The sequence below is a fragment of the Peribacillus sp. NPDC101481 genome, assembly GCF_044767165.1.
Classification (GTDB): domain Bacteria; phylum Bacillota; class Bacilli; order Bacillales; family DSM-1321; genus Peribacillus.
Map to the genome: position 1 here is coordinate 24,939 of NZ_JBIWNJ010000002.1, position 23,563 is coordinate 48,501.

Genomic DNA, 23,563 nt, shown 5'->3' on the forward strand with positions numbered 1-23,563 from the left:
TTAAGGAACACAAAAATTTTCAAGTATTTTGGTCATACAGACCGTTTTGAATAGTTTTGTGAACTTTTTTATATTGAGTAAAACGCTAACACTTGTTATACGGCTTACTAGGGCCTTAAAACACCAGCTTATAGTAAGTTCTTCGACTTAAATAAGCTTCGTAAACACTCATTGATTAATTCGGCTTAACTCTACCGCGTCACCCCTAATTTTCCATATTTGCATTTTGTGTTAATCACTTTCTAACCTCTTCCTGTGATGGTAAAATGAGTTGTTTTGGATAGAGCATCTAGGGGGAAAAGAGAGAATGGCAGATATATCCTATTTATCATAGCCGTCATGTTTACGGATATAGGGACGGAAGCAACTACTGAAGAGGTGGAGCCTGAAACAGTCGAACTGACTGCAACAGTAGAAACTGCCACTTTTAACAAGAAAAAAAATACGGTCTTTGCACAACTTCCAGAGCACACACCTGGGCGATCATCATCGTTAAGAGCGCATTTTCCATACAATATTCCCCTTGAAAAAATCTTTTCCTACTCTGTATGACGGACTTACTGAACTAAAGGGGCAGGTTAGTTTACAAACACAAAATGCGTTATTGTACTACCCTGTCTACTGTTATAGTAAAACCATAAATAAATGGTCAACCAGAAATATCTGATTGACCTTACTAATATCTTTAGAAATTTATTTAAAAAAGAAATCTAAATAAAAGCAATGAGCTATTATGACCTTTATATATCTAAGTTTATACTTTTAGCTTCTGCAAGAGTATTTTTAATTAATATTTCAACGGTTTCACTTTTTGCTAATCTTGGACTCTGTCCAGACCAGAGTGACATGAAATCCTGATTATTTTGTCCACTACACGTTTTTCTAATTACTTGAGTTAATAGGTTTTGAACAGGAAAATCGGGTACAGCCAATTCATGCTCTAGCATATCTTCAATAAATTTGTTTTTAATACCTCTTGCCCACTTACCAGAAAAGGCACGAGTAAAGGTTGTCTGGTCTTCATCAGCATTCAAAATGGCTTCTTTATGAACCTTATGTGCTCCACTTTCGATACAAGTCAAGAAAGCTGTACCCATTTGTATACCTTGTGCTCCTAAGCAGAGTGAAGCCATTAATCCTCTTCCATCCATAATTCCTCCAGCAGCAATAACAGGTATGCTTACATTGTCAACAACCTGTGGTATAAGTGACATTAAACCAACTAAGCTCTCCTGATGACCATCAATAAAGTTCCCGCGGTGCCCACCAGCTTCACTGCCCTGTATAACAACCATATCCATTCCTGCTTTTTCATTTTCAACGGCTTCCCTCACAGTTGTAGCTGTCCCTATAAGAGTAATGTTGTGCTGTTTTAATTTATCTATCACTTCCTTAGGAGGAATACCAAATGTAAAGGAACAAATAGATATATTTTCTTCAATGACAACGTTAACTTGTTCAATAAAGCTTTCAAAAATTTTGTTATATTCAGGAATATCAAAGCTGTCTGTTTGTTCTAAGTTTAATTGCTTACGGATAGTGTGTAATAGCTGGTTAGCTGAATGGACTGCTTCAGGCGTTACGTTAAACTCGTTTGGCACGAAAAGATTGATGCCAAAAGGGTTTGATGTTAACTGCTTAATTTCTCTAATCTGCTCTCTTGATTGTATGGGTGTCTGATAGCCTGCTCCAATCATTCCAAGGCCCCCATTATTAGATACCTCGGCTACTAAATTCGAAGTGGTGATCCCGCCAGCCATAGGAGCTTGTATAATAGGATTCTTAATCTTCAAATGCTTCATCATTTCATTATTTAACATCAATTAATCCCCCGATTTTGTATTTTAACCCCAATTAATTCTCTTCTATTTTTTGTATTGGACGGTTGAATTTCTTATGTTAGGGTTGTTCTCGAAATGAATCCCACTTAAAAGCAAAATTGCCCCAAAGAAGACAACACATGCTGCGCCAATAAAAGCAGCATTAAAATCATGTGTGAATGATGATAAGACTCCAGCAAGAGTTGGTCCTATCAACTGTCCTAAAGCATAAATAGCAGAAAGAATACCAATAGTCCGACTGCTATCAGATGGATTCATTTCTCGTCCCACTGTTGTAGCAAGGGTGGTGATACCCATAAAAGTGGCTCCAAATAATAAAGCACTTATGACAAAACTAGTTTTTGACATCCAAAAGACTGGCATCGCAATACCCAAGGATTGCAGAGCCATTGCAAGCACTAAAGATTTAATGTATCCCCACTTTTTAGCTAGTAAAGACCAAATGAGACAGGATGGAATCGCAGCCAATCCCACCATCATCCAAACTAAGGTGGCACCATTATGAAAGTATGAGGTCTTTTCAGCGATAGATACGATAAACGTTCCTGTAACAATGTAACCCAATCCTTCTAAACCATACGCAATAATCAACCATATAAGCCATTTAGTGGGGGGCACTTTTACAATAATATCTTGTTTATTTTTCTTCTTAACAACGTTGGGGGTTTCATCGAGCCAGATCCATACAAAGATAGCAAGGATTCCACCCACAACAGCTAGTCCTATCCATGTTCCTTCCCACCGAAATAAATGGTTTAAACTCGGAATCATTAGACTGGATAAAAAGATTCCCAAGCCTACTCCCCCATAAAACAACCCCGACCAACTGGTTTTTCTTATAGCCGCAAGTTTATCTAACACGATACCAGAGGCTAAGACCAAAACAAACGCACTGGCAAACCCTGATAGAAAGCGAAGTACATTCCATAGTAAATTAGAGTATGTGAGACCCATTAGGGCAGTGGTTAAGATACTGATGATAAGACTTACTCTTAATAAATTGGTTCTATACTTCTTAAACGGAATGGCACCAGCTAAAATTGCTCCAAGTAAATATCCTGCGTAATTACTAGATGCTATATAACCAGCTGTTGTATTTGATAAAGAAAGGTCTTTTTGCATAAGTGGAAGAATGGGAGTATATGCAAATCTTCCAATCCCCATTGCAATGATTAAAGAAAATATTCCCCCTATTAAAAAAAGATAAGTTTGCTTCTTCATAGATGCACCTCAATAAAATTGTATATTATAACCATATCTTATTTAGTTATAATGAACCTGTTAGAAACTGTGCTTCTCCTTGCCCAAAACTCCAATCAGCATCGCTGTTTTCTGTTATAGAAACCATCAAGTCTTGTGGAGAAATCCCACATTCTGATTCAAGTTTAAGTGCAAGGAGTGTGTATAATGTTTCTTTCTGTTTTTCAGTTCTTTTTTTACTAACAATACTAATAATTACTAAGTCTCTGCTCCTTTTAAACCCCAGTCCAGTATCCTCGATTATTAGCTCATGCGGTGGGTGCTGATGAACTATTTGATAACGATCACTTTCAGGCACTTGGAAAGCTTCCACCATCGCACGATGAGCTGAATCCAATAATTTTTTAAGAGTTTCCTCGTTTCTTCCTTCTACTAAGTCAAAACGTAATAATGGCATTTTGGTGTGTCTCCCCTCAAAAAGTAATGATGTCTTTAGAGTATCCAGTTAAATGTAGGATATTATAAGCATATCTTTTCTTTGCTATATGGTACAATACATAAAAATGATATTTGGTATCACTTTTAACGATGGCTAAAAGATATATTAACTAAGGAGAGATCATTTTGGATTTGCATACATTAAAAATTTTCCAGAGTGTTGCTAAGATGGGGAGTATTTCTCAAGCAGCAAGGGAACTTCAATATGCACAGTCAAATATTACGATGAAAATACAGCAGTTGGAATCGGATCTTCAAACAACTCTTTTTTATAGACATAATCGTGGCACTGCATTAACTGACAAAGGAATCATGTTGCTAACATATACAGAAAAAATATTCGATCTTATAGAAGAAACCAAAAGTATGATGAATGATGACCAAACACCTAGAGGTCCGTTAATTATTGGTTCAATGGAAACAACCGCAGCAATTCGCTTACCAGTCTTATTTTCAAAGTATCATAAAGACTTTCCAGAGGTTGATTTAACTTTAAAAACAGGTTCTACAGAACAAAATATTCAAGCAGTTCTTCAGAATGAACTTGATGGAGCATTTGTATCTGGCCCTATTAATCATCCTGATCTCATCCAGAAAGAAGTATTCGAAGAGGAACTAATGCTTATCACAGATACAGTTCATTCCCCAATATCTTCTTCTATCAAAGAAATTCAAACAAGGACGTTGCTTGTATTTCATTCAGGATGTGCATATCGTGAAAAGTTTGAACAATGGTTATACCAAGAGAAGATGATACCCAATAAGATAATGGAATTTGGCACTATAGATGGAATTATCGGTTGTGTAGCAGCTGGTCTAGGTATAAGTATGCTTCCACAAAGTGTGATTACAAAGCATGTACAAGACGGAATCATTCGACAAAACTCAATTCCAAATCTATACGGAAAAGTCAAAACAGTATTCATTTATCGAAAAGATAAGTATGTACCTGCGTCTTTAATTAAATTTATCAATATGTTAAGTGCTGAGGAGGAATTGTTAGATATTAAAATTTAATTTAAGTGGGTAGATATTTTCTTCAATGTACAAAGATTGTGAAGAAATGTACTTAAACTAACGGGTGCGTTAGCTGAAGATCGGAGCTGTCTCTAAGGCGGCTTTTTCTTATGGAACTAAAGGGGCAGGTTAGTTACAAGCGTAGGTTGTTCGTACTGTGTAGCTACATCGAATAACAATACTTTTAATTATTAGTATGTTATAGTTAATTAAAATTAGAATTATATGGGGCACCTCCAGACTGCTTTTAGTCATATTCCCTCTGTAATAGAAGGGAGACTAAGACGATATGTCCTTAGACCACATTAAAACAATGTTAGAAACCTTAAAACAGTATAATAACTGTGATATAACATTAACTTTCAAAAACAAAAATAGTATACCGTTATTGTCTGTATGCTATGACAATAATTGTTATGAACTAACACATTTGGATACACGAATTATCGAAACCTGTGAAGATATAAAATCTACTATCTCAGCTATTGATAAAGTTATGCAAGATAGTTCTAAAAAAACCTCTAATTAATTGAGGTTTTTTTGTTTCACATTTTTTTTTGTAGCTCTCTTCTTCAACTAACGGGTGCGGTAGCTTAAAATTGGAGCTGTTTTAGGGCAGCTCTTTCTTTATGCTACTTCGGGCATTTTAGTTGAAGATCAATACAACTGGTAAATCGGTTGCTGAGATAGTTACTAATAACGTATTTAAACCTCTAAATTTTACTGAGACTGGCTGGTATGGAGAAATAAATGAAAAACTTGTTGCTGTAGTACGGAAGCCTAATGATCCAAACTGGACTATAAGTAAGAGTACAAACGGTGATAAGATGAATATGTATGTATCATCAAGAGAGTTGGCTAAATGGGGATACTTCCATCTTAAAAAGGGAGATATAAATGGAAAACAAATTGTCCCAAATGAAATTATAGATATTGCTACAACCGTTCAAAGCCCAAATTCATTAGATTTGGAACTTCCCCAAAATGGTTACTTATGGTTCGTGAAAGATTTACCTGCAAAAAAATCAGAAATTGGTGAACTTGTATCTAAAGGCTGCTTTCAAATTTTAGGCTATACAGGAGTAACTCTTTTGGTTATACCTCAACATAATCTTATGGCAGTGCGTGCGTTTAATAGTTTTGGTTCTCCTAAAGGATTTGATTACTTAGCTGATGTCCGAGAGTTTGGTAATACGATAATGACCTGCTTAATGAACTAACGGGTCCTTTACTACATTACCAAGCGAATCAGTAGCTCCTTTTGTTATGCAACAAACGGTGCAGGGCAGGTTAAAGAAGGGATTTGGACTACGAATAAAAGACATTCTGTTTTCAAGAATGTCTTTTATTAATTTATTATTGTATTTTAAGTTTTTCTTTTTCAACAATATCCTTAGCAATATCTTCAATGGTTACATTTCCCAGTACCTTTTCCATAGCAAATTGAGCTGCTGACAACACAGGAGTGATCGAATCTTGAATGTTCCTGCCCACAAGGCAATCAGGGTGCGAATTTTCATGCACACTAAACAATTCTTTTTCCTGCACAACATCGACCGCCTTATAAATGTTAAGTAATGTTATATAAGAAGGTTCCTTGGCTAGTTTTGCCCCTGCAATACCAGGTTGTACTTCAATTAACCCTGCCTTTTTTAACATACCCATAATTTTTCTTATCAAGGTTGGGTTCGTGTTTACGCTCCCCGCTAAGAACTCCGATGAGCTTATTCCCTCTTTATTTAATTCAATAAGAGCTAATATATGAACACCAACGGTAAATCGGCTGCTGATGGACATATCATTCACCTACCTTTTACTTCATCGTAAAGTTTATTACACAGATTAATCATCTATTTAATTTGATTACAACGTATTATACCTTAAAATTTGAAGAAAATATAAAAGGTTTATAAATTGGTTGACAAGACAACTACATGTATCTATTATAAATACATGTATTAGATGTAGATACAGGTTAATGGATGGTTAATTTGAATATAAAAAATTATTGGAGGAATACCAAATGAAAATATTAGTAACAGGAGCAACAGGAAAGTTGGGAACAAAAGTTGTAGAAACCTTATTGAAAACTGTACCAGCTAATCAACTGGCTGTAAGTGTGCGAAATCCAGAGAAAGCTGAAGAATTAAGAACTCGCGGAGTAGACGTACGTCAAGGAGATTTTGATCGTCCAGAAACATTGGATACAGCTTTTGCAGGAATTGATCGCTTGTTAATTATTTCTGCGGATGGAGACAATGAAACAAGGATACGTCAGCATTCAAATGCGGTAGTTGCGGCAGAGCGTGCTGGAGTTAAATTTATTGCTTATACTAGCTTGGCCAATGCAAAGGAAAGTAAAAATTTTCTTGCTCCAACGCATCAGGCAACAGAAGAATCCATTCTGAAAACAGGCATTCCATACTCCTTCTTACGCAACAACTGGTATTTGGAGAATGAAATTTCAAGTATTCAAGGTGTTCAAGCAGGAGCTCCTTGGGTGACGTCAGCAGGAAATGGCAAGGTAGGATGGGCACTACAACAAGATTATGCAGAAGCTGCGGCATCGGTACTATCTGGTAACGGACACGAAAATACAATCTATGAGCTTTCTGGCAAGTTATTGACTCAGGAAGAACTTGCATCTGCAGTTGGTAATGTATTGGGTAAAGAAGTACCTGTTCAACAGGTTGATGATGCTACTTATGCTGATATTATGAAAAGTGTTGGCTTACCTGATTTCCTTATTCCTATGCTCATTGATATCCAAAAAGGCGTCCGAGAAGGCACCCTTGAAGTAGAAAGCAATGATTTCGAAAAACTTCTTGGACGGTCAGCTACACCAATTAGTGAGGGCTTAACTCAAATCATTAAAGGTATCTCTTAAACAGCATAATTGAACTTAATTTAAATTAGAAAGGTCGGTCGGTTTTAAATATAAGAATCATGCAACGCCAATAAGAGATTACTTGTATTCAATTTGTAAAATGTTCATGGGGAAGGTTGCTAAGGCAGCCTTTTTCTTATAGAGCTAAAGGGGCAGTTTAGTTCCATAAGCGTAGTGTATTCATACTTTCAGCTATTAGTTTGTTTCTTGAATAACCATTGTAAGAGCCATATTATTAAAATGATGAAAAATATAAAACGACTCCCTATCCTAATAATAGTTTTTTCAATTTACTTATTTGTATTTCTCTTTATTGTCGCTGGTACTTTTCTCTTTGAAAAATATGGACTTTAACAAAATCTGAGGTGAGTTTAATGGATGATATATGGATATATAGCCATTTCATCAATACAGCGTTCTTCCCGATTTTTTTGCTAGGTGTAACGATATTTATATTCATTATCATTATTCGTTTCGTGACTAAGAGTAAAGACAATACGTAATTTCAGGGATTCTCTAACGTCACAGTTGTGTCAACTCTACAATAAGTTTTAGAATCAAACGGGAGCATTACTTCATTACTAGGAGCTGGTCAGCAGCTCCTTTTCTTATGTAACAAACGGGGCAGGATAGTTCAATAAGGAAAATGGTTATTTGTGGTAAAATTCAAGAGGGATGATTGTTTAATTTACAGGGGATGTTCAAATGAGTGATGATAAAGAAACACCTGAGAGAAGAAGAGAAAGACTTAGACAAGAAGAAATAAAAAGAAATCCTCTTGGGGGCCTTCATGGCGGAGGTCTTCCGGATTTAGTAGGTGGCTTGGGATGGGGATGGAAAGGTACAGGAATCCTCATTCTTGTAATCATTATTGGCTTTATTTTTGTATCACTTTTCTTCAAGTAAAGGATGCTAGTTTAACAAAGGGGGCTGCGGCAGCCTGTTTCTTAATGAACCGTTAGTTGGATAACAAAGGTCATAACATATTAGTCATATATAATATGTTATGACCTTTAATTTATAAATCTTTTATTAATTTAGGTCTTGATAATTTTAGGGATGTAGGTCTTATTATTAATATTATTGCATTACGTTAAATGTATAAGTTATTTTTGAAGAACCTGGATTTTCGAATTTAATACGGTATGTAGCGCCTTTGGTAACACCAGTCCATTTCATGTTTGTATATCCATTTTTAGAAGGATATTTTGTCTTGTAATTCTTCCAGACACCATTAGTCTTTTTTTGAAGTCTTGCTGTGAATGTTCCAGATGCAGAGCTCTTTGCACTTACAGCAGTCCAAATTTCATCTGATACAGTAGTATGCATAGTACGTTGGTAAACATAATTAGTGAATGAACCAGAATGATAATATGTAGTCCAAATAGTTCCTTGGTCTACCCAATCTGCTGCTTCAGCTTTTTGAGTACCTCCAAAGCTTGAAAAACTTAAAACAAGAGCAAGTGCAAGTGAAGCAATGATGCTTTTTTTCATATGTATTCCCTACCTTTCTATTTTAATACATTAGTATATTAACATAAAAGATATGGTATCTTATAAAGGATTATATTGGTATAAATTGGAGTTTTAGATAATTTTGGGGAATTACCGTGAAATGTTGTAGTTAATAAAGGCAAAGCAGTCGGCGACATTATGTATTGTCCCTTAGACGGCAATTACTTGGCAGATCCGGTTTTCCGTCCGGCTAATCATTGAAGAAGTGCTTGATGAGTTCATATTCTTTGGAAAAGTGCCGGAGATTCCGCAGCTATCTCCTGGCTTCAAAGGCGATTTTTTCATTCATAATTTCTATTGTATTTTCTGTTTTAGCTATAAAAAATCTCTTTGGTAAAATATTGTTAGTATTAAACATATTTCTAATGCTATTTATGATTTTTTTTGGACCATAAATATATACAAGAAGACTAACTTAAGATGTAATAGTCAGGCTGTTGTTTAGACAGCCTTTATGGAACTAAAGGGGCAGTTTAGTTTAATAAGACTTTTAGAATCAAACCATCAGTTGAAACCTTCTTAGGAAAAATCTCGTATACAGATTTAGGAAAATGTTTTTTAGAAAAGGAGAAACGGGTTATGTTTATAGGGGATATTATATTTCAAGTAGTTGTTTTCGGAGGTATAGCATTAATTTTAGGTGTTTTAGGTTATTTATTTTTTAAGAGGACAAAGAAAAGCTAATTAAATTTCTAATTTAAGTAACGATTGCTTTACTTATCAGGAGTTGATCAGCAGCTCCTTTTTTATGCACCCATCGGGGCAGTTTAGTTCAGGAAGGAAAATTACAGACAGATATAGAAACTTGTATATTTTCTAACAATTATCATAAAGATATATGAAATTAATTAAACGATTTATTTTAAACCGTCCTGCTGAAAAGCGACTTGCATATTTTTATGGTATGGTTGCAACGGATGAACAGGTGTGGTTACTACGCAACGAAAATGGCGACTTATTACTATTAGAAGATGATGATGGAGACTATCCATTTTTACTACCTGTTTGGCCAAGTCGAAGTTTTGCTGAAATGGAGGCTGCCAATATAGATGAGTCATACGAAGCGTTCAACATACCACTTTTGAATTTTTTCGATTTACTAGTTGATATTGAAAATGACGGTGGTGCCACAGCGATTTTCCCAAATAAAAACGATACAACCATTCAAAAACGTGATGAAATAAAGGAAATGATTCGCAATTTATAGCAAGTAAGAAGCTCTCTCACATTAAATTGGAAAATTTAAAGTAAGACAAGATCTTACATCTAGTTTTATGTCATTTATTTAATTGTAATATTTATAAAATAAATAAAACCGCAATTAGACTAGTAAAAGAGAATCCTATCATTAGTAGGTCCAGTTCTTTAGTAGAAATTGATTTTGTTATTTAACTAACGGGTGCTTTACTTCAATAAGGGAGGTTGCTGTAGCAGCCTTTTTTTTTAACTAGAGAGGTAGCTTAGTGAAAACGCACAGTGAATGACGTTTGCTTTCACAATATGACTGTATGGATATGTGTAGTACAGCTTCCTCGTACTGCGACATAGCAAAATAACAGCAACTGATGTTTCTGTTTCTTTTTTGATTTGGAGAATTATAAATAGGGATAGTCTAATCACTATCCCTAACAATACATATGATTTCGATTAACGAGTTCTTCCGCCTAATTGTTGTTCAGCCATTTGCACTAAACGTTTTGTAATTTCTCCACCAACAGATCCGTTTGCACGAGATGTTGTATCAGCGCCAAGTGTAACACCGAATTCACTAGCGATTTCGTATTTCATTTGTTCTAGAGCTTGCTCTGCACCATTAACTACTAATTGATTATTGTTGTTATTTCTAGCCATGTTGTCAGCTCCTATGAATATAATGTGTTGCTAGTCATAGGTTTTGATATTGTTAAGAGTTATATACATAGAATTTAAAATAAATTAAGGCAACTTTTTCTTATGGAACTATCTGGGCAGGTTAGTTTAATAAGCGTAGTGTCTTTGTAAGACGATGATTTTTGTAGAAACGTGTAGTGAATTGTCAGACAATTATCTTTCAATTATCTTTAAACCCTTGTTGGAAAAATGTATAATTAGATATATCATTATCAAGTTTATTAAGGAGGTATTAAATTATCAATTTAATTAATGAGGTTGACTCAAATATTGATTTAGATATTGAGTCGATAAATTTAATTCTTTTAGCTAAAGAATCTGGTATATATATTTATGAAATTAAAGAATTTTTAAATCAATCTTCGGGACCTCGATAAGGTCCTTTTTTTATTTTTACCTTTTATGCGAGAGCGTAAAGCACAAAGTATTTCATGTTCCTCGTTTTCAATAATGGCAGCTACTACGTTGATAACTTTTTTCATGGAATTCTCCTATAGTGGTAATCATTGTTATCATATCATTTTTATTTAAAGGAAATGTAAAAAGGTGTTTACCCATTTCTATTTTTGTATAATCAAGTTATACAGTAATCAGAGGTAGCTTGATAAAGAGGCTATATTACGGAGGTGAAATATGAGCAAGTATGATGCTTTCTATAACTATTTGAAAAGCACCTGGTGGGCAAATGAAGGGTATATTCGATGAGGCAGGATGGAAAGTTCAAAGTGTAGTGTTAGGTGAGTATGTTGAATTTATAAAATGAAAATTTACATAACGCGAACTAAAAAAAATGTAGAAGTGAATGTGGAGGCTGTTAATTAAACTATTAGGGTAAGGTAGGTACGCAATTTTCTTGAATTAAGGTATGAGTGGTGGATTTTAATGAAAATAGTAAACAAATTACCAAAAAGTAACCAACGTTTACATTTGGACCTAATTAAAAATGGATGGGTTCCGATGAAAGAACCTAAGAATTTAATAAGTGCTATTTTGTTATCTATCCCTTTAATGATTGTCGCTGCCATTATCTCTATTGGGATAATAAATATCTTTTCAAATATTTCTTTAAGCGACTTTGGACTGACATCAAGTTCAATATCAATAACAATTAACCTAGGTATTATTTTTTTGCTAGTCTTCCTTTTAATACTTCACGAATTACTTCATTTGATTTTCATTCCTAATTTTATTAAATCAGAAAAAACATATGTAGGACTTACTCTTTTCGGGGGTTTTGTGATAACGGAAGAAGAGATTTTAAAATCAAGGTATATCTTCATTACAATTGCTCCCTACATGATTATTTCAATAATTTTCCCATTAATATTAGGTGTATTTGGACTATTAACACCGCCACTGAAATTTTTGATAATTCTAAACTCAATGGCATCATCAGTTGATATACTTAATCTCCTACTTATAATTAAACAGGTACCGAATAATGCAATTCTGAAAAGTAATGGACCATATACTTATTGGAAAAAATCACTTAAATAAGAAAACTGTAAATAGAAAGTTTCCTTATTATTTAAGTAATATTTTTTGCAATATTCAGAAAAATATAAGTACTAATTGATTTATACAAAAAGCTCGGTTAGTCAAAAAGCCGAGCTTTTGTTACTCTATTTTTTTCCATTTTTTAAAGCATTCATAATAACATTCGTAAATATTTTTCGAAGTTAACTCCTTCTACTTTAGGAATTTGCTCCAAGGAGGAATCATTGATAGCCTCTGTCAGGAATGCCACTGCGAGCTGTACGGATTTTTCTAGGTTCTCTCCACGCATCATGCTTCCCATAATCACAGATGCAAATAAATCACCAGTACCTGAATAGCTTTCACCGTTATACTGCGTCGCACTATAAAAGGTTCTACTTCCGTCCAAATACATATTTCCGATAAACTGCTTCTCTGAATCTGCTGACGGTGGATTCATTCCAGTGATGATAACCTGAGCTCCCGTTTCTTGCTGCAACATATTACCGGCTTCTTCTATCGCTTTAATATAGTCCTCTTCGTTTGAATAGCTATGCAGCTTTTCATAAGACAATCCGGTTAATAAACAGCACTCTGTAACATTTGGTGTAATGACATCTGCACGCTTCACCAGTTCTCTCATAAGTACCAGTAATTCATCGGTAAAAAGTTTATAGACTTCTCCTATATCCCCCATTACTGGATCAACAAGTAAAATGGTTTCTTTTGTATAAAATTTATCTAAAAAATGGAAAATATTATTAATTTGCTCTTCACCAGTAACGAAGCCGGTATAGATTCCATCAAAGGTTACATTAAGCTTGCTCCATTCTTCTATGAAGTATTTCATTTTGGATGTAAAATCTTCACAAAAAAAACTTGGATATCCGGTTTGCGCAGTCAATATGGCCGTTGGTAAAGGGCATGCCTGCACGCCCATGACCGAAAGAACCGGAATTGCAGCTGTTAATGAACATTTTCCAAAAGATGATAAATCCTGTAGTACAGCAACTTTTTTCATAATAACCTCCATATGGCCTATCCACTTTAAACTTTATTTATCTTATCATAAATCAGCTAAAAACAGTCATCTCCTCTCTCTTTTCAATACGTATAATATCTGTATTTTTTATCAACTGACCTCATAGTTTTTTAATAAATTGACACTTTTATAGACACCAGTCTTTTGCTAAAATCATAGGAAAATTCTAGTTAGGAAGGTTTAAAGATATGCAAAATACACAAAGTTATTCAAGGTCAAGTCAAAAAACTATGGATTTAATTATTACCGCAATGTTGATTGCACTTGTGTTCCTATCTACTTTCTTTTTGAATATTAAACTGCCAATTGCCGCAAATGGAGGGTTAGTTCATCTAGGAACAGCTATGCTTTTTATTGCATCTATTTTATTTGGTCCTAAAAAAGCAGCTCTTGCTGGTGCGATAGGAATGGGGTTATTTGATATAGTTGGAGGGTGGACATTGTGGGCACCTATCACCATTGTGGCGCGTGGTTTGCAAGGATATATAGTTGGTAAAATCGCTTGGTCAAAGGGTCGCAACGGTACTAGCACTGCTTTCAATGTAATAGCAACAATCGTTTCCATTCCATTTATGATAGCTGTTTATTATATTGGTGAAGGGATTCTATACGGTAATTGGATTGCACCTTTAGCTTCGATACCTGGAGATCTCGTTCAAAATATATTAGGAATTATCGTTGCCGTTCCAGTTTGTGTGGCTTTGAAAAAGGTTCCTTATTTTAAGTAAATTCGCTATAAAGGTAAACATCAAGTAGCCCCCAAATACTACATGGATCGTGTATTTCGGGACTATGTTTTGTTTGCTTCCCTTTTTATCGGTACTCTGCATGCAGAGGGTAAACTGGATGACCACGGCAAGACTTTATCTATTTCTTTTTTATTCGTAAGATCCATATTTGGTAGCATTTCAAACAAATAGCGAAGATAATGATAGGGACTCAAATCGTTCTCTTTTGCCGTTTCAACCACACTATACATGATGGCACTCCCTCTAGCACCTCGCGGTGTATTAGAAAACATCCAATTTTTTCTCCCAATCACAAACGGCTTAATGGAACGTTCACTTCTGTTGTTGTCGATTTCTAAATGTCCGTCCAATAAAAAAGCTTCAAGATGATTCCATTGATTCAAACAATAAGTGATGGCTTTTCCTAGCGCGCTTTTTGGTAGAACGAGATCTTTTTATTCATAAATCCCAGCTGAAAAAAGGTCCAGAATGGGCCTGCTTTTTTCCAGTCGCTGCTCATATCGTTCTGTAGAGTCGACATGTTTTAGCTTTCTTTCGATAGAATAGAGATGATTACAGAAATACAACCCTTCGCTCGCCTTCACCTTTTTTCCCTGCTGTGAATCAGGTAAAGCCTTTAAGGCTTCATCAAACTTACGTCTGGCATGCGCCCAACATCCCACAAGGGTGACATCCGGTACTTGATTGTAACCACTATATCCATCCACTTGTAAATAACCTTGATAACCCGTTAAAAAACGTTTCGGGTGTTCGCCTGCTCTTGTTGAGAACAATGGGGATATCATCTCGCCCTGTGCGATATAACCACAGATAGGACTTGGTAGTTGCGGCACGACCAGGTTCACGTAAGACTTGGAAGGTTGTTTCATCCGCATGAAGGATGGTTCGAGCAAGTAGATGCTCATGCATCCTTTTATACAATATCACTAACCATTGACTAGCCCCGTATAATAACCAATTTCCCATCGTTTGACGCGATAAGTAGATTCCCATTCGTTCAAAATGCTTTTCCTGACGATAAAGAGGCAATCCTTCTACATATTTTTGAGTCATGATATACGCCATAATGGACGGGGAAGTTATACTTTTGGGAAAGGCAGGAGCTGGCATATTCGCAGTCACGATCGGTGTGGAAACCTCATCTAGTTCACACTTGCGGCAAGTATATATGTATCTCTTATGTTCTGTCACCTTTACTTCTGCAGGAACAATCGTCAGTTCCTTACGGACTTCTACACTCATCTCATGTAGAGCACCACCACAGCACGAACAAACCTGTTCCTCGTCAGCCAAACGATATTCAATCGTTTCGATAGAAAGGTTTTGGACGGACTCATCCCTATGGGACTTTAATTGATACACGTGCCGTTCAAAGAAGTATAAGTTCTGCAGGTACATCAAGATTTCCTGTTGCATCTACCAATGTAAATACTGCTGCTATTACTGGAACCACAACATATGAAATTAGAATCGCATATACAGTAGCATCAAATGTAACCTCATCAAGTGCTATAAATATCGATATTAACGCAATACGTTTTCCTTAATAAAAGTAAGGGTTCGATTCAGTAAATCAGTATGAAACATAAAAAAGAGCATCCTGTAATGATGCTCTTTTTTATAATAGATGAGATTCGTTTTTCTTTTAGTGAACTAACAGGTGCTTTAGCTTAAGATCAGAGCTGTCTTTAAGGCAGCTCTTTCTTTATGCAACTAACGGGGCAGGTTAGTTCAACAAGGATATAAAAAGCATTATGAAGTTCGGAAAATTACTGTCTCCTATATTTAGGTGTTACTTGTCCTACAATATGCAGAGGTATGGTTTTTCAATTTTAAAACCTGATTATTTTATATAGTTGACCCAGTCAACTATATGCATTATACTGTCATTAGTTCAAAGTTTCAGAATATTAAGGAGAATTATCTATGGAATCAAATAATTATGTAGAAAAAATTCGAAAATTCAACAGGTATTATGCAAATGTTCTGGGCAAAATTGATCAAGAAATTTATAATCAACCTTTTCCATTAACAGAGGCACGGGTAATAACAGAAATTAATTACAGAAATGGTTGTACTGCTACTGAAGTTAGAGAAAACCTAGGAATTGACCGAGGCTATATGAGCCGAATTGTCCAACGATTTGAGGATGAAAATATCATCATAAAAAAACAGTCAACAGAGGATAAACGACAGTATTCACTCTATCTCACCGAATTTGGAGAAAATATTTACAAAGACTTAGTTGAAAATGCAAATCGGGGAGTAGATAAAATGATTGATAATTTATCAAATGGTGATCTGTCTAAGCTAGTCACATCCATGGAAAGAATCGAATCCATTTACTCGGAAGAACGTTCCTCCCATTCAGAAGTCTTAATTCGACCATTTCAACCCGGAGATGTAGGATACGTCGCATACCTTCATGGGAATTTATACGATAAGACATATAAGTTCGGACAGATGTTTGAATATTACGTCATGAAAGGTTTAACAGAATTTATGATTAATACCGATGGGGGAGAGCTTTGGATTGCGGAAGTGAATGGCGAAATTGCCGGTTCGATTGCAATTACGAAGTTCAGTGATACAGTAGCACAGCTAAAATGGTTTGTTTTAAATGAAAATTATCAAGGCATGGGAATAGGGAAAAAACTTATGGAGACTGCCCTCAACTTCAGTAAAGAACAAAATTATCAGCATGTCTTCTTATGGACGGTAAGCACGTTAGAAACGGCTCGCCATCTTTATAAAAAATATAATTTTAGACTAACTGAAGAAAAACCGAATGAAGAATGGACTACAACTAAATTAATCGAAGAACGATGGGATCTCATTCTTTCCGATGAAAACCAAACAAAGTAAAGCAAAAAATCAAAATTAGAAACAAGGGATGAAAATTGTAAAGTTTGTGAGTGAGTACACTTAAACTAACGGGTGCGTTAGCTGAAGATCAGAGCTGTCTTTAAGGCAGCTTTTTCTTATGGAACTATAGGGGCAGGTTAGTTGCATAAGGATTTTGTTATGATTAATACAAACAAGTTATCGGAGGTCATAATGGATAAAGAACAAGAAAAAAGAATTGTAAAAAGGTTCTTTCCAAAAAGACTTCATACTTTGTATAGAAGTCTTTTTGTCTGTTATTATTTAGATTATTGGATAATTCAGCTCGTAACTTGGGTAGCAATAGTATGGTGGTCTCAGTCCTATTTTTGGCATGGGCCAGGAATCCTCCATATAGACCATCTTTACTTTTTCATTTGAATGGTTTACTAGCAATAGCTTTACTTCTGGATTAAATTCATATCTCAAAATGGTAACCCCCTTCCATTAGGAATGTGTTGATTCTCCCCCATCAACATGAAGAACTTGACCAGTAACAAAACGAGAATCATCAGAAGCAAGATAGACAAAGGTTGGTGCGAGTTCAAATGGATGGGCAACTCGTTCCATTGGATTAAATGCTCCATATACAGCAACTTGGTCTGACGAGAAACTTGCTGAAATAAGTGGAGTCCAAATTCGGCCGGGGGCGACGGCATTGACTCGGATCCCTTGTTTCACGACATTTTTAGCCAAGGCACGTGTCCAACCAACTATTGCTCCTTTTGTGGCCGTATAATCAATCATTTGCTGCTCACCTACATACGTCACCACTGAAGAAGTGCCAATGATTGAGCTGCCTGGTTTTAAATGAGGAAGCGCTGCTCTTGTTGTGTAAAAATGAGAGTATATATTAACTTTGAAGGTGTCATCGAATTGCTCATCTGTAATGTCAAGCAGACTTAGTTGTTGGAATTGGATACCAACGTGGTTACAAAGAATATCGAGACGTCCAAACGTATTTACTGTTTGTTCTACAATGGAGATACACTGTTGTTTGTCTCGCAAGTCACCAGGCATTAGAAAACAACGTTGTCCGAGTTGTTCAATCCTCGTTTTTGTTCTATTTGCATCCTCATGTTCATCTAAGTATGAAATAGCAACATCTGCACCTTCTTTAGCAAACGCAATTGCTACTGCTGCACCAATACCACTGTCACCCCCTGTAATAAGTGCTACTTTTCCTGTTAACTTTCCACTCCCTTTATAGTTCGGGTTTTCGATAATTGGAAGGGGTACCATAAATTTTTCCACTCCGGGATGGCGCAGTTGGCGCTGTTCAGGTAAACTTATCGGAATTTCTTCGTAACGTGTGATTTTCCCATAGTTTGGGTACATGGGATAAGGTTGAGTTTTCATGTTCGCTTTAAACATTTGTTGCATTTGCTTTATTTGGTCTAATTGACGACTTTGATCCTTTTGATCCATGGAAACCTCCTATAGAAGTAATTTCTCTATAGAATGTTTATGTTGTTCACTACAAATAATGTAAAATAAGTGTGAAAAAAGTTGTTTACTTTCAACACAGAAGCGTATTCTTCCCAAAAGAGACACCTTTTTTCTCGCTGCATCTTTCGAACAAATTCAGGACCTAAACGAGGCACCCCTACTTGTTCGCAAAATTCGGGTAGATTCTCTTCATATTCATCCCATGAAATGAGTTGTTTTCGATTATCCTGAATACTCGGCAAATTATATTCCTTCTCTTTGTAAGAACTTTTTGATAACTTCATTTTATACTAAAATAAAAAACCTATCATCGGAGGTAGGTTAGGTTATCTTTAAATTACTATAATTTCCAGAGTGGCCTCTTAATCAGCGAATCGTTTCCTTACCCCTTAATGAACTAAAGGGGCAGGTTAGTTGAATAACAGTTACAGAAATCAGTATGAAATCCTTACTTCAATGCAGGAAGTAAGGATTTTTTGTTGAACAAATAAAATTAGAATATTATGGAATTTTTATGTGAATAGGAGAGTTTAATATGTCGTTTATGATGGTTAAAAAAGAATTTAAGCTTGTTGGATTAAAAGGTAGTGGGGAGTTTGTTAACTTTGGTAATTTAGTACCCTTGCTTGCAAAGCAACTATTAAGTCGATTAAACGAAATCCTAAATCTAACAGAGAACGAAATTGCATTATTTGAGCCTAAAAAGGATGAGGAGCATAGGATAGGTCATTATTATGTAGGGTTAATTGTGAGTGAGAAATTAAATGAAGTACCAATAGGAATGGATTATATTGAAATAAATAAAAGTTACATAACTACAAGAGGGAATATATCTAATTTGGGGGAACTTCATTTGAATTTATTGAATTGGGCAGAAGAACAAGGTTATCAAAGAGATCTCGATTCTTATATTATCGAGACATATCACCCTATGGGGGAAGGAGATGAAGAAGTACAGATTTATTTACCAATTCAAGCTTAAAAGACAAATCAAAAGCCTTCTTCAACAAACGGGTAGTTTAGTGAAAGAAAATAAGGGTCATTTTTTTATGCACCTCGAGTAGTTTACAATTATGAAAATTTGCCCAATTTGGAATAACAAAAGTTGGTGAAAGAATGTACTTAAGCTAACGGGTGGTTAGTTTTAGAACAGAGCTGTCTTTAAGGCAGCTTTTTCTTATGGAACTATCGGGGCAGGATAGTTCCATAAGTAGATGTTTTTAATGTGGTATTATATGGATATAGAAATAACTTACATAATTTGTAGGGAGATGATTTAATGTCATTTAATATTTTAATACCAATTATCATAATGGGTATCATAACTCTTTGCGGCTTTGGAATTTTCAAGATTGCCAAAATCATAAAAAGGTAATAACTTTCAATAATTTAAATATAGGTGCAATAGTTGAGAATTGAGGCTGGCGGATGTGGCAGCCTTTACTTAATGAATTGAGGGGGCAGGATAGTTGAACAGTTTACGGATTATAGAAAGTCATAAGTTGAGAGGAATATATAGATGTCAAACCATGAAAACGAAGAAATGCTAACTGGAGGGAATGTTTCAAATGTTTATCGTTCGGGAGATACTGTTCGACGAGAATTAAAGCCATATAGTCCCAAAATTCATAAGCTATTAAAGCATTTGGAGAGCAAAGGTTTCAGTTATGCACCAAAGTTTTTAGGTATTGATGAAAAAGGAAGAGAGATATTATCATTTATTGAAGGAGAAGCTGGTAATTATCCTTTAAAGGAATACATGTGGTCTGAAGATGTCTTAATAGAAATAGCGAAAATGCTCCGTCTTTATCATGATTCTGTCAGTGATTTTTCATTTGATGGTAGCTGGGAATCGATAGATAACACCCCCCAACAATTTGAAGTACTATGCCATAATGATTTTGCGATGTACAACATTATTTTTAATAATGAAAGACCAATGGGCATTATTGATTTTGATGTTGCTGGACCTGGTCCAAGACTTTGGGACATAGCTTATTCTCTTTATACTTGCGTCCCCTTAAGTAAATTTTATCTTTCTGAAACAGGTGAGAAAGTTTATTATAATTCATTACAGCATGCTAACTGTATAAAACAAAGAGTTAGATTGTTTTTTGATTCTTACGGTGAGGGAATAGAAGAAAATTATTTGGAAATGGTATTGCTACGATTAGAAGGGTTATGTAAAACCATTACAAGAAAAGCCAGTGAAGGTGATACTGCTTTTCAAAAAATGATTGCTGAAGGGCATCTCGAGCATTATGAAAATGATATCAGATTCATTCGACAACATGGAAAAGAGTGGATTTAAGGGTAGATTTTTGTTGAACTAACCGGTGCTTAACTTCATAAACAGGAGCTGATCAGCAGCTTACTTCTCATGCCACAAACGGGGCAGGTTAGCTTGAAGAGGGAAAAGCGAGTATTTGGGATATTTTTATAATGGACAAAAAAGGGGAGTGGAAAATGGAAAGTGAATCTTCGTTAAAAGAACATTTACGTCAACTGGAAGAGAAGTTGTTAAAACCAGAAATTCGTACATCTAAAAAAGAGCTTAATAATTTACTTGCAGACAATTTTTTTGAATTTGGAAGTTCTGGTAAAGTCTTGTACAAAGATGAGGGGATTGGCGAAGAAGGAATAGGGGAGGTAAAGATGACATTGAGTGATTTTGATATACATCCATTGTCTGAAGAAATAGTGTTAACTACCTACCGAATATTTAACGAAGGAAAAAAACAACATTCATTGCGAAGTTCAATTTGGAAATTAAGAGATGGAAGATGGAAAATGTTTTTTCACCAAGGTACAAAAACAACTCCTTCGCTTTAATTACTGACTAACGGGTGCGTAGCTTAAGATTGGAACTGTCTTTTAGGCAGTTTTTTCTTTATGGAGCTATCGAAATTGTACATCCTTCACAAAGTAAGAAAAAACGCCGACTGCAACTATCCTTCATTTTTCGAAACTATGCGGCTATAGGCGGCCCCGGTATTGTACCGGGGCCATTTTCTTTCGTCCCCTTTGATAACGACACTCATTGAATTCTCCTATTACTCAATCAACTCCTTCACATCCGTTAATACATATTTTATATTCTGCTAAATCTCCTGTTTTAAGTTTTTTCACGTTTTTCAGCCAAATAACAAGAGAATACTGATAAGTATGCCTGAATGTTTATCGACTGGACAAGGTTTATTATATATGATTGCTTATATTCTTGGGTTTTCCATACCTTTCTTAACAATGTCATTTTTTATAGGAAAATCAGGATGGATAAAAAAATATAACCACAAAATAGCTCAATTTGGTGGTTATATAACAATTATTATGGGGATTGTCTTATTTTTTGATTGGATGACCAAGATTACATCTTATCTAATAAATAATGTATTTGGTGGCTTTACGGGTTTCTAATGCTAATAGAAACGGGTGCTTTACTTCAATAAGGAAGGTTGCTAGGCAGCCTTTTTCTTAGGCACTAAAGGGGCAGGTTAGTTTAATAAGAATTTCTTCTCTAAAGAATTATTATTGATATTATGAATTACTTGTATACTTTTAATTACTTTTTGTGAAATAATATGTAAATGTGGAAATGTTACTGAAAAAATTTAATCACAGAACAAATAAAAAGAAAAAATAAAATCATAAAACAAAACAAAAAAAGATAACATTTTAAGCCTTTTTTAATTGGTTATCCTCCATACTTTTATTTAAAAAATTACATTTTTAGTAAAATTAAGTTAAGTTAAAAGATAATATTTACAAGGGGAAAAAATGAAAAATTCAAAGTTGGATTACAACCTAATTACACTTTTACTTTTACTATTTATAACAAGTTGTATAGCTATATTAAATGCTCAAGATTTTGGTCAATATGAAGGGAATTTTTTATTTAGACAAATAACCTGGTATATAGTGGGGATCGGAATAATTGCAGGAATTATGTATTTAGATTCTGAACAGATCTTTCGCTTGAATTGGTTTATATACTCATTTAGCATAATTCTATTAATCACGTTAATTTTGGCACCTGAATCAATAGCTCGTGAAATAAATGGAGCCAAAAGCTGGTTTCAACTTCCGGGAATCGGATCTCTACAACCAGCTGAATTCACAAAAATATCTTTAATAATTTGTTTAAGTTTCTTAGTACAAAAACATCATGAAAAATATTTAGATAAAACTTTAAAAACAGATTTGTTACTGTTAATTAAGATGGGAGCTGCTACAGCTCTTCCTATACTTTTAATTATGCTACAACCAGATTTAGGTACGTCTTTAGTATTAATATGTATTTTTACTGGGATTTTTATTATTTCGGGCATTTCATGGAAAATTATTAGTGTTATTTTTATTATTATTTCCTTGATTTCTAGTATTCTTATATACTTAGTCTTTTTCAACCCTGAAATGCTTCAATCAATGGGTTTCGCAACATATCAATTAGGAAGAATTTATGCTTGGATCGATCCAGAATCTTATGCATCAGGTGAAGGCTATAATCTAACCAAAGCATTATTAGCCATTGGTTCAGGAGGGGTATATGGTTATCTGGAAAAGGGTATATATGTTCCTGAAGCACATACGGATTTTATATTTAGCGTTATTTCTTCTAAATATGGTTTCTTTGGAGCTAGTATTTTAGTAACAATTTATTTTCTCCTTATTTCGAGTATAGTGAAGTTAGCTCTAGACGTAAAAAATAGTTTTGAATCTTACATATGTACCGGTGTTACTTCTATGATTTTTTTCCATGTTTTTGAGAATATAGGGATGAATATAGGCCTAGTACCTATAACAGGAATACCATTACCTTTTATAAGTTATGGAGGAAGCTCATTAATTGGTAATATGTTAGCGATGGGGTTAGTCTTTTCAATAAGCTATCGAAAAAAAACCTTTATGTTTGATTAAGATGGCTAAGTATTCCAGGATTAATTCTAAGTATGTTTTTATAAAGAAAGCTATTTATTAGACGGTAAAACCGTCTTTTTTTTATGTCTCAGTCTTTGTCAACTCAATAAAGCCTTATGCAACTAAATGGGCAGGTTAGTTCTATAAGAAATTGGAATATTGTGGTATTATATTTAGGTTATTGTCTTCAACACTCAAT

General features: G+C 34.8%; 23 protein-coding genes and 1 pseudogene. 15 read left to right on the forward strand and 9 right to left on the reverse strand.

The genetic code is table 11. The features are described 5' to 3' along the window. Nucleotides 1–276: 276 nt before the first annotated feature. Nucleotides 277–552 carry a hypothetical protein gene (locus tag ACIROD_RS10015; RefSeq protein ID WP_402940285.1) on the forward strand — a complete coding sequence of 92 codons (276 nt, stop codon included), beginning with the start codon at nt 277–279 and terminating at the stop codon, nt 550–552. A gap of 188 nt (nt 553–740) precedes the next feature. Here ACIROD_RS10015 and ACIROD_RS10020 read toward each other — a convergent pair whose 3' ends face one another. Genes ACIROD_RS10020 through ACIROD_RS10030 form a run of 3 tightly spaced genes read right to left on the reverse strand, consistent with a single transcriptional unit; the run spans nt 741 to nt 3,498 of the window. Continuing rightward, nucleotides 741–1,820: an NAD(P)H-dependent flavin oxidoreductase gene (locus ACIROD_RS10020; protein ID WP_402940288.1), complete on the reverse strand. Its 1,080-nt coding sequence runs from the start codon at nt 1,818–1,820 to the stop codon at nt 741–743. 45 nt (nt 1,821–1,865) lie between these two features. Continuing rightward, nucleotides 1,866–3,062, reverse strand: a complete 1,197-nt coding sequence (locus tag ACIROD_RS10025; RefSeq protein ID WP_098866194.1) for a YbfB/YjiJ family MFS transporter — start codon at nt 3,060–3,062, stop codon at nt 1,866–1,868. Nucleotides 3,063–3,108: 46 nt separating this feature from the next. After that, nucleotides 3,109–3,498: a tautomerase family protein gene (locus ACIROD_RS10030; protein WP_034304408.1), complete on the reverse strand. Its 390-nt coding sequence runs from the start codon at nt 3,496–3,498 to the stop codon at nt 3,109–3,111. A gap of 167 nt (nt 3,499–3,665) precedes the next feature. Here ACIROD_RS10030 and ACIROD_RS10035 point away from each other — a divergent pair, with 167 nt between their 5' ends. Beyond that, entirely contained in the window at nt 3,666–4,556 is an 891-nt protein-coding gene (locus ACIROD_RS10035) for a LysR family transcriptional regulator (protein ID WP_402940293.1), read from the forward strand. Nucleotides 4,557–5,206: 650 nt separating this feature from the next. Beyond that, on the forward strand, nt 5,207–5,776 hold the full coding sequence (locus ACIROD_RS10040) for a serine hydrolase (RefSeq protein ID WP_402940296.1): 570 nt from the start codon (nt 5,207–5,209) through the stop codon (nt 5,774–5,776). Nucleotides 5,777–5,912: 136 nt separating this feature from the next. Here the strand turns inward: ACIROD_RS10040 and ACIROD_RS10045 are convergent, their stop codons facing one another. Further along, nucleotides 5,913–6,353, reverse strand: coding sequence for an Rrf2 family transcriptional regulator (locus ACIROD_RS10045; RefSeq protein ID WP_402940298.1), 441 nt, complete (start codon nt 6,351–6,353; stop codon nt 5,913–5,915). Between the two features lie 226 nt (nt 6,354–6,579). Between ACIROD_RS10045 and ACIROD_RS10050 the strand changes: the two genes are divergently transcribed. The 3 genes from ACIROD_RS10050 (at nt 6,580) to ACIROD_RS10060 (ending at nt 8,349) form a co-directional block, all read left to right on the forward strand. Beyond that, nucleotides 6,580–7,443, forward strand: coding sequence for an SDR family oxidoreductase (locus ACIROD_RS10050; protein ID WP_144528162.1), 864 nt, complete (start codon nt 6,580–6,582; stop codon nt 7,441–7,443). 374 nt (nt 7,444–7,817) lie between these two features. After that, the gene (locus tag ACIROD_RS10055; RefSeq protein WP_402940302.1) at nt 7,818–7,946 is read left to right on the forward strand and encodes a hypothetical protein; all 129 of its coding nucleotides are present in this window, start codon (nt 7,818–7,820) and stop codon (nt 7,944–7,946) included. A 202-nt stretch (nt 7,947–8,148) separates the two neighbouring features. After that, complete coding sequence (locus ACIROD_RS10060) at nt 8,149–8,349, forward strand: DUF6366 family protein (RefSeq protein ID WP_101226136.1); 201 nt, start codon at nt 8,149–8,151, stop codon at nt 8,347–8,349. Between the two features lie 174 nt (nt 8,350–8,523). On the opposite strand, the gene ACIROD_RS10065 is transcribed toward ACIROD_RS10060, so the two are convergent. Then, the gene (locus ACIROD_RS10065) at nt 8,524–8,937 is read right to left on the reverse strand and encodes a hypothetical protein (protein ID WP_101226135.1); all 414 of its coding nucleotides are present in this window, start codon (nt 8,935–8,937) and stop codon (nt 8,524–8,526) included. Between the two features lie 859 nt (nt 8,938–9,796). On the opposite strand from ACIROD_RS10065, the gene ACIROD_RS10070 reads away from it, so the two are divergent. After that, a complete protein-coding gene (locus ACIROD_RS10070) occupies nt 9,797–10,165 on the forward strand; it encodes a DUF2750 domain-containing protein (RefSeq protein WP_402940307.1) in 369 nt (122 codons plus the stop codon). Nucleotides 10,166–10,605: 440 nt separating this feature from the next. Here ACIROD_RS10070 and ACIROD_RS10075 read toward each other — a convergent pair whose 3' ends face one another. Next, a complete protein-coding gene (locus tag ACIROD_RS10075; protein ID WP_034315006.1) occupies nt 10,606–10,809 on the reverse strand; it encodes an alpha/beta-type small acid-soluble spore protein in 204 nt (67 codons plus the stop codon). Between the two features lie 921 nt (nt 10,810–11,730). Here ACIROD_RS10075 and ACIROD_RS10080 point away from each other — a divergent pair. After that, a complete protein-coding gene (locus ACIROD_RS10080; protein WP_402940310.1) occupies nt 11,731–12,345 on the forward strand; it encodes a DUF3267 domain-containing protein in 615 nt (204 codons plus the stop codon). A 151-nt stretch (nt 12,346–12,496) separates the two neighbouring features. Here the strand turns inward: ACIROD_RS10080 and ACIROD_RS10085 are convergent, their stop codons facing one another. Next, nucleotides 12,497–13,345: a pyridoxamine kinase gene (locus tag ACIROD_RS10085; protein ID WP_053346497.1), complete on the reverse strand. Its 849-nt coding sequence runs from the start codon at nt 13,343–13,345 to the stop codon at nt 12,497–12,499. Nucleotides 13,346–13,554: 209 nt separating this feature from the next. On the opposite strand from ACIROD_RS10085, the gene ACIROD_RS10090 reads away from it, so the two are divergent. Then, nucleotides 13,555–14,094 carry an ECF transporter S component gene (locus tag ACIROD_RS10090; protein ID WP_402940313.1) on the forward strand — a complete coding sequence of 180 codons (540 nt, stop codon included), beginning with the start codon at nt 13,555–13,557 and terminating at the stop codon, nt 14,092–14,094. A gap of 62 nt (nt 14,095–14,156) precedes the next feature. On the opposite strand, the pseudogene tnpC reads toward ACIROD_RS10090, so the two are convergent. After that, nucleotides 14,157–15,465 (reverse strand): annotated as a pseudogene (gene tnpC, locus ACIROD_RS10095) (IS66 family transposase); the annotation flags it as partial. A 576-nt stretch (nt 15,466–16,041) separates the two neighbouring features. On the opposite strand from tnpC, the gene ACIROD_RS10100 reads away from it, so the two are divergent. Beyond that, nucleotides 16,042–16,980: a bifunctional helix-turn-helix transcriptional regulator/GNAT family N-acetyltransferase gene (locus ACIROD_RS10100; RefSeq protein WP_402940316.1), complete on the forward strand. Its 939-nt coding sequence runs from the start codon at nt 16,042–16,044 to the stop codon at nt 16,978–16,980. A 465-nt stretch (nt 16,981–17,445) separates the two neighbouring features. On the opposite strand, the gene ACIROD_RS10105 is transcribed toward ACIROD_RS10100, so the two are convergent. Then, complete coding sequence (locus ACIROD_RS10105; RefSeq protein WP_048687630.1) at nt 17,446–18,426, reverse strand: SDR family oxidoreductase; 981 nt, start codon at nt 18,424–18,426, stop codon at nt 17,446–17,448. Nucleotides 18,427–18,982: 556 nt separating this feature from the next. On the opposite strand from ACIROD_RS10105, the gene ACIROD_RS10110 reads away from it, so the two are divergent. From ACIROD_RS10110 to ACIROD_RS10130, 5 genes are all read left to right on the forward strand, one after another. After that, entirely contained in the window at nt 18,983–19,429 is a 447-nt protein-coding gene (locus tag ACIROD_RS10110; RefSeq protein WP_402940321.1) for a GyrI-like domain-containing protein, read from the forward strand. A 537-nt stretch (nt 19,430–19,966) separates the two neighbouring features. Beyond that, nucleotides 19,967–20,758, forward strand: a complete 792-nt coding sequence (locus tag ACIROD_RS10115) for a phosphotransferase (RefSeq protein ID WP_402940324.1) — start codon at nt 19,967–19,969, stop codon at nt 20,756–20,758. A 155-nt stretch (nt 20,759–20,913) separates the two neighbouring features. Continuing rightward, nucleotides 20,914–21,279, forward strand: coding sequence for a nuclear transport factor 2 family protein (locus ACIROD_RS10120; RefSeq protein WP_402940327.1), 366 nt, complete (start codon nt 20,914–20,916; stop codon nt 21,277–21,279). Nucleotides 21,280–21,612: 333 nt separating this feature from the next. Next, complete coding sequence (locus ACIROD_RS10125) at nt 21,613–21,864, forward strand: sulfite exporter TauE/SafE family protein (protein ID WP_402940330.1); 252 nt, start codon at nt 21,613–21,615, stop codon at nt 21,862–21,864. Between the two features lie 360 nt (nt 21,865–22,224). Next, nucleotides 22,225–23,364, forward strand: a complete 1,140-nt coding sequence (locus ACIROD_RS10130; protein ID WP_402940333.1) for an FtsW/RodA/SpoVE family cell cycle protein — start codon at nt 22,225–22,227, stop codon at nt 23,362–23,364. Nucleotides 23,365–23,563: the final 199 nt, after the last annotated feature.